Here is a 6,456-nt window from a genome sequence, read left to right as displayed (position 1 = left end):
CGCCGTCCGGTAGAGCTCGTACGTCGAGCCCGTCACGCCGCGCTGGCGGTCCAGCGCGTACTCGGCCCACACGCCGGGCTGGGGCAGCCAGCTCGCGTCGGCCGGCCCGAAGCCGTACGACGGGGCGTCGGCCTCCCACGGGATCGGCACCCGGCAGCCGTCGCGACCGCGCTCGGCGTGCCCGGAGCGTTCCCAGGCCGGGTCCTGGCGGTATTCGTCGGGGATCTCCGTGGCCTCCGGCAGCCCCAGCTCCTCGCCCTGGTAGAGGTACGCCGAGCCGGGCAGCGCCAGCATCTGCAGCGTCGCCGCGCGGGCCCGGCGCAGGCCGAGCGCCACGTCCGGCTGCGGGTCGCCGATGCCGATGCCGTGCTTGCGGGGCTCGCCGACCGGGTAGCCGAGCCGGGTCGCGTGCCGCACCACGTCGTGGTTGGAGAGCACCCAGGTGGTGGGGGCACCGACCGCGGCGTTGGCGGCCGTGGTGCTGTCGATGACCTTGCGCAGCGGGTCGGCCGACCACGGGGTGTCGAGGTATTCGAAGTTGAACGCCTGGTGCATCTCGTCCGGGCGCACGTAGCGGGCCAGCCGGTCGGCGGGCTGCACCCACGCCTCGGCGACCAGGATGCGGCCGCCCTCGTACTCGTCGAGGACCGCGCGCCACTGCTGGTAGATCTCGTGCACGCCGTCCTGGTCCCACATCGGCGGCGGCGGGGCCCCCTCGGGCGCGAGGCCGCCGAGGATCTCACCGGCGTACTGCCAGTCGGCGAGCTCGGCGTCCTTGATCAGGCCGTGCGCCACGTCGACCCGGAAGCCGTCGACGCCGCGGTCGAGCCAGAACCGCAGCACGGAGACGAACTCCGCCCGTACGTCCGGGTTCCCCCAGTTGAGGTCCGGCTGGGAGACGTCGAACAGGTGCAGGTACCACTGGCCGTCGCTGACGCGTTCCCAGGCGGGCCCGCCGAAGACGCTCTTCCAGCCGTTCGGTGGCTCGCTGCCGTCCGGGCCGCGGCCGTCGCGGAAGATGTAGCGCTCGCGTTCCGGGCTGCCGGGCGCGGCGGCCACGGCGGCCCGGAACCAGGCGTGCTCGCTGGAGGTGTGGTTCGGCACCAGGTCGACGATGACCTTCAGCCCCAGGGCCCGCGCCTCGCTGATCATCTTGTCGGCGTCACCGAGGTCGCCGAAGCGCGGATCGACCGCGCGGTAGTCGGCCACGTCGTAGCCGGCGTCGTGCTGCGGCGACGGATAGAACGGCGACAGCCACACCGCGTCCACGCCGAGCTCGCGCAGGTCGCTCAGGCGGGCCGTGATGCCGGGCAGGTCGCCCATCCCGTCGCCGTTGCTGTCGGCGAAGGAACGCGGATAGATCTGGTAGATGACGGCGCTGCGCCACCAGTCGGTCTCGGGGGATGGCATGTCTCCAGGCTAACGGCGGCGGGGCGCCGAACCGGGGTCAGCCGTCCAGAATCGCGGCGAAGCGTTCCTCCGCTAAATCGAGTTGGTCCAGGATGTGGTCCTTCGCGGCGACGGACAGCGGGGTGTCCGGGCGCCCGACCAGCTCCCGCAGCTTCGGCACCAGCGGCCGGTACTTGATCGCCGAGCTGCGAGCCTTGTCATATGTGGTGTGGATGACTCCGACGCCGTTGTCGGTGAAGTCGGAGATCTTGATGATCCGGGCCCACGGGTCGCGGTCCAGATTGTCGGCCACGTGGGCCCGGTACTGCTCGTGCTTGTCGCGTTCCGGGTCGTACTCGGGGTTGGTGACCGACCGGACCAGCTCGGCCATCCGCGGGTTGAACCGCCGGGCCAGCTCGGCCACCGCGGCGTCGGTCAGCGTCTGGTGCCCGAGCGTGGGATCCAGGCCGGCCAGCTCGGCCGGATGGTCCTCGACGGCGTCGTGCAGCAGGGCCGCCGTGAGCACGTCCACGTCCCGGATGCCGTAGTAGCGGATGATCCGGATCGCGACCCGCAGCAGGTGGTTCAGGTACGGCTCGCGGACCCGCCGGTCGTCGGCGTGCAACCGGGCCGCCAGCTCCAGCGCCTCCTCCAGCTGCCGCCGGTCGTCGGGCGGGAACTCGAGCAGTTCGAGGGAGAACCGCTCGCGCAGACCCGCCTCGCCGTACACCTCGGTGATCGCGTGCAACGGCATCGACAGCAGCATCCTTGGCGCCATGCCGATCAGGTATACCGGACTCGACCGCCGCGTGGGTCCGCGATCAGGAAGGGACGTCGATCAGCGGCTCGTCGATCAGCGGCTTGGGGCGCAGCGGGACCGGGCGCGGCGAGGGCCGGGTGCCGGGCGACGGACGGCTGCCGGGGGCGCGCCGCATGGCCGACATCGACGCCTGCTTGAGCGACCAGGGGTTCTCGGCGTGCATCCCGCGGCGCGGCACCCCGTCGCCGAAGGTGAACTCCTCGTCGGTCATCGCCTGCAGGGCGCTGAGCGCGACACCGAGGATCAGGGCGGCGCTGACCAGGGTGATCGGCACGATCATCAGCAGTGGTTTGATGCCGTTGACGTTGCTGGAGACGGTCGGGCTGAGCTCGACGGACATGCTGGCCATCCCGGTGTAGTGCATGCCGAAGACGGCCATGCCCATCAGCGCGGCGGCGCCGGTCATCGCGCCCATGCCCTTGACCGAGACGGCGAACCAGAGAGCGGCGGCGCAGGCCACGACCGCGATGATCGCCGACGCGGCGACCAGGGTCGGGTCGAAGTGGATCTTGCCGGACACGTGCAGCCCGGCCATCCCGGTGTAGTGCATGGCCAGCACGCCGATGCCGGTGAAGAAGCCCGCCACCGCGATCTTCGGCAGGCTGCGCCGGCCGTGCCCGACGACCATCAGCCCGAGGCCCACGGTGATCACCGACAGGCCCAGGCTCGCCATGGTCACCCACGGGTTGTAGCGCACCGGGCTCTGCGGGACGTCGAAGCCGAGCATCGCGGTGAAGTGCATGAGCCAGATGCCGGCGCCGCCGATCGAGAAGGCGGCGATGACCAGCCAGCGGTTGCGCCGGCTGCGGGAGCGGGCGCTGCGCGCCCGGCCGGTGGCGAGCAGGCCGAGGAAGGAACCGAGCACCGCGACCAGGTACGCCGCGATCGGGTTGAAGGCTCCGTAGGTGAAGTGATGGACCTCGGCCACTTTGTCGTCACGCCCTCACGAACATCGGGAACAGTTCGCTGAGGATTACGCCATACGTCCGATGTGGGACATCGCACGTCGTGTGCGTCCCGCTACACAAAGAGAACCGGGGCCACCGTATGGCTGCCTGCGAGAGGTAGCCATACGGCAGCCCCGGTGCGGTCGTCGTGACCGGTCAGGAAACTGCCGGGGGAGGGAGGGGGGTCTAACTGAAGATGCTGACGCCACCGGGGCCCACGAGAAGACCCACGATGATGAGGACGACGCCCCAGAGGATCTGCCGCCGGAACAGCGCGAGGATGCCGGCGACCACGAGGATGACTGCGAGGATCCAAAGCAAAAGTGACATGTCGATCTGGTACCCGACGGCCAAAAATCCAAAACCTGTGAGCCGGGGCACCGGGGCGAAAAAACTCCACGAACGACAGCGGCCCCGCCACCACCCTCGCGGGCGGGACGGGGCCGGACGGCCGGGCGGTCGTCAGACAGTCGCGAGACCGGCGTCGATGTCCTCCGACAGCAGCTGATAGACGTTGTACGCCTGCTTGATCACCGGGTGCGCCACGTTGCGGACGGGCACGCCGCCGGGCGTACGGCCGCGCTCGCTGCCGTGGTGCGCGTGCCCGTGCAGGGCCAGCGCCGTCGGGGCCGAGTCGATCGCCTGACCCAGCAGGTACGACCCCAGGAACGGGTAGATCTCGAGCGGCTCACCGACCAGCGTCTCGGGCACCGGGGCGTAGTGGGTCAGCGCCACCAGGGCATCGCAGTCGAGCCCCCGCAGCGCCGCACCGAGACGCTCGGCGATCGCCTCCGTCGTACCGACGAAGTTCTTCATCTCGCGCTCGCCGAACGAACTGGCGCACGCCCCGGCGAACCCGCCGCCGAAGCCCTTGGCGCCGGCGATGCCGAGCCGGTGACCGTTGATCTCCAGGACGGTCGCGTCGCCCTCCAGCACCGTCATGCCCGCGTCGCGGAGCACGTCGCTGACCGCGTCCTGCTGGTCACTCTGGTGGTCGTGGTTGCCGAGCACGACGACGACCGGTACGCCCAGCTCACCGAACTCGGTCGCCATGCACTTGGCCTCCTCGACGGTGCCGTGCCGGGTCAGGTCCCCGGCGATCAGCAGCGCGTCGGCGACCCCGGGCAGCTGTTCGAGCGCGGGCCGGTAGCGGCCCAGGACGTCCTTGTCGACGTGGACGTCGCCCACGGCGGCGATCCGGATCATGAGATCTCCTCCACCTCGCTGGGCGCCGCGGCGCGCACGATGCCGATGTCGCAGGCGATCTCCACGTCCGGGAAGTTCGCCGTGATCTGCCGGCAGATCTCGTCGCGCCGCTGGGCGCTCTCCACCTCACCGCCGAGCACCAGCAGGTGCTCGCGGCGTTGCAGGGTGATGCCCTGCTCGGCGATCGCGCCGTTCTCGGTGAGCAGGCGCTGGATCTCCGCCTCCACGTATTCGTCGAGCTGTGGTGTCATCTCAACCCCCCACTGTCAGACGTGCTTCCCCCGGCTGCGCGACCACGTCCAGGCGGTCGAGCAGGACCAGGAACGCCTCCGCGTACGGCGACTTCGCGGTCTCCTCGCGGACCCGGTCCCAGTCGATCTGCTCGCGCAGGGACCGGGCGACCGGCAGGCCGGTGGCGAAGTCGCAGTAGTGCTGGGTGTAGCTCAGCAGCTTGTGCACCATCAGCTGGGTCGCCGACAGCACGGGCATGTTGATCGCCTCGACCGGGCGCATCACGGTGTCCCGCAGCGTGGCGTCGGTCACCGGCGACTCGACCGGGCGGTAGATGAGGTCCACCATCCGGCCCTCGTCGAAGACCTTGACCAGCCAGTCCTCGGGCGGTTGCTCCACCTCGAAGCCGACCGCGGACAGCTCCTCGAGCGCCCGGGCCTTGTCCTGCTCGCGGATCAGGAAGTCGACGTCGTGATCGCTGGAATGCCCGCCGTGGGCGTAGACCGCGAAGCTGCCGCCGAGCGCGAACGGGACTTCCGCCTGTTTGAGCACGGAGGCAACCCGTTTGAGCGTGTTGACCAGGCCCTCGTCCACCCGGTGCGGCATGGCGGTCTCCCTGCGTCGATTGATGTGCGTTTGGCACTTCCGGTCTACCCGGAGCCGGTTGCCTTCACACCAGCAGCCCGGCTCGGGCCGGAACCGAGCGTGACTGGCCCGGGTACCGTTGGTGGGTATGGTCCCTGACCTCGGTTCCGCCCGCCCCGCTTTCGACGATCAGCACCCGGTCCAGCACCACCCGGTCACCGCCGTCCGCCCGCTGCGCACGGTGGCGCTGGTCGGCATCGACGGTTCCGGCAAGACCACCCAGGCCCACCAGCTGGCGACCGCCCTGGCCGCCCGGGGCCTGCCGGCGACCTACCGGCGCAACGCCGGCGGGCGTCGCTGGTTCGGCCGGCTGGCCACGGCGCTGGGCCGGCGCGACGGCGAGCACCTGCTCGGCCGCAAGGCGATGCTGTTCATCGAGTCGGTGCTGCGCTGGCTCGCGATCCTGCGCACGCTGCTGCGCCGCACGGTCACGGGCGAAATCGCGATCATGGACAGGTACGCCGTCTGCCAGTACGCGAGCATCCGCGCGCACGCCAAGACTCCCCGCCCCGAGCGGCTGAACAGGGCCGAGCGCCGCGCCCGCCTGGCCTACCGGGTGTTCCCCGCCCCGGACGTGACGTTCCTGCTGGCCGTGGACCCCGCCGTCGCGTACGAGCGGATCGAGCGGCGCGGCTACGACCACGAGGAGATGGACTACCTGCGCGCCGCCACGGCCGCGTACGAGTCCCTGCCCGAGCACCCCACCTTCGTGGTGATCGACGCGAACGGCACGCCGGAGCAGGTGCAGGAGGCTCTGCTGGAGCACCTCCGGGCGTGGATGCCCGCGCCGGTGCCGGCGGTGGTCCCGATGCCCCGGGTGCCGGCCGGCTCGCGGGGACCGGCCACGATGCTGGTGGCCCACGCCCGGGCACTGCTGGTGACCGTGGCGACCCTGGCCGCGGCCGCCTCAGTGCTGACCTACCAGCTGGCGGAGGGTTTCTAGGCCCGGCCGTAGACGGGGATGGCGGCGCCGCTGGTCGGCGCCGAGCCGTCCCCGGTCAGGAAGCCGATCACCTGGGCGATCTCGGCCGGGGTGACCCAGCGGGAGAAGTCGGCGGCCGGCTGGGCGGCCCGGTTGGCCGGCGTGTCGATGACGCTGGGCAGCACGGTGTTGCAGCGCACCCCGCTCTTCTTGTATTCGACGGCGACTGCGTTCGCGAAGGCGAGCACCGCGGCCTTGGCGGTCGCGTACCCGGCCGCTCCGGCGAACGGGGCGAG

At 71.1% G+C, this 6,456-nt stretch carries 9 protein-coding genes; 1 reads left to right on the top strand and 8 read right to left on the bottom strand.

Annotated elements, in window-relative coordinates; all coding sequences use genetic code 11:
* From AB0C29_RS27780 to AB0C29_RS27750, 7 genes are all read right to left on the bottom strand, one after another.
* Positions 1-1,410 (bottom strand): glycoside hydrolase family 13 protein (locus tag AB0C29_RS27780; RefSeq protein ID WP_360825912.1); only part of this gene is annotated, 1,410 nt, incomplete at its 3' end.
* A gap of 37 nt (positions 1,411-1,447) precedes the next feature.
* Positions 1,448-2,167: an HD domain-containing protein gene (locus AB0C29_RS27775; RefSeq protein ID WP_360825909.1), complete on the bottom strand. Its 720-nt coding sequence runs from the start codon at positions 2,165-2,167 to the stop codon at positions 1,448-1,450.
* 43 nt (positions 2,168-2,210) lie between these two features.
* Positions 2,211-3,137, bottom strand: coding sequence for an MHYT domain-containing protein (locus tag AB0C29_RS27770; RefSeq protein WP_360825906.1), 927 nt, complete (start codon positions 3,135-3,137; stop codon positions 2,211-2,213).
* A 205-nt stretch (positions 3,138-3,342) separates the two neighbouring features.
* Entirely contained in the window at positions 3,343-3,486 is a 144-nt protein-coding gene (locus AB0C29_RS27765) for a GPGG-motif small membrane protein (protein ID WP_360554986.1), read from the bottom strand.
* Positions 3,487-3,618: 132 nt separating this feature from the next.
* Complete coding sequence (locus AB0C29_RS27760; protein ID WP_360825903.1) at positions 3,619-4,362, bottom strand: metallophosphoesterase; 744 nt, start codon at positions 4,360-4,362, stop codon at positions 3,619-3,621.
* Complete coding sequence (locus AB0C29_RS27755; protein ID WP_360554983.1) at positions 4,359-4,613, bottom strand: hypothetical protein; 255 nt, start codon at positions 4,611-4,613, stop codon at positions 4,359-4,361. Before AB0C29_RS27755 ends, AB0C29_RS27760 begins: the two co-directional genes overlap by 4 nt.
* Before the next feature lies 1 nt (position 4,614).
* Positions 4,615-5,199, bottom strand: a complete 585-nt coding sequence (locus tag AB0C29_RS27750) for a nucleotidyltransferase (protein ID WP_360825900.1) — start codon at positions 5,197-5,199, stop codon at positions 4,615-4,617.
* Positions 5,200-5,326: 127 nt separating this feature from the next.
* Here AB0C29_RS27750 and AB0C29_RS27745 point away from each other — a divergent pair, with 127 nt between their 5' ends.
* Positions 5,327-6,181, top strand: a complete 855-nt coding sequence (locus AB0C29_RS27745) for a thymidylate kinase (RefSeq protein ID WP_360825898.1) — start codon at positions 5,327-5,329, stop codon at positions 6,179-6,181.
* Here the strand turns inward: AB0C29_RS27745 and AB0C29_RS27740 are convergent.
* Positions 6,178-6,456 (bottom strand): SDR family oxidoreductase (locus AB0C29_RS27740; RefSeq protein ID WP_360825895.1); only part of this gene is annotated, 279 nt, incomplete at its 5' end. The two genes, AB0C29_RS27745 and AB0C29_RS27740, sit on opposite strands and share 4 nt — an antisense overlap.

Origin of the sequence: Actinoplanes sp. NPDC048791, assembly GCF_040650095.1 — a bacterium.
Taxonomy (GTDB): domain Bacteria; phylum Actinomycetota; class Actinomycetes; order Mycobacteriales; family Micromonosporaceae; genus Actinoplanes.
Note: the sequence above shows the minus strand (reverse complement) of the source record. Positions and strands in the feature narration are given on the sequence as shown.